The 229-nt window shown below is 65.9% G+C and carries 1 protein-coding gene; it reads right to left on the bottom strand.

Annotated elements, in window-relative coordinates; translation table 11 throughout:
* Positions 1–229: NAD(P)/FAD-dependent oxidoreductase (locus AC0IYH_RS34385; protein WP_471838983.1), on the bottom strand; the 229-nt coding region annotated here is incomplete at both ends.

Genomic DNA, 229 nt, shown 5'->3' with positions numbered 1-229 from the left:
GTGACGTCGTCGGCGATGAGCTCGGCTCCGAACCGTTCGGCCTGGGCACGCATCTGCGCCATGAGGTCGGGGCCCATGATCCCTTCGGAGAAGCCCGGGTAGTTTTCGACCTCGGTGGTCTGCATGAGGGCGCCGCCGGCATCCATTGACCCTTCAAATACCAGCGGCTTCAGTCCGGCGCGGGCGGTGTAGACAGCGGCGGTGTATCCGGCTGGCCCAGACCCTACGA

The sequence above is a fragment of the Pseudomonas sp. AC463 genome (assembly GCF_979253585.1).
Note: the sequence above shows the minus strand (reverse complement) of the source record. Positions and strands in the feature narration are given on the sequence as shown.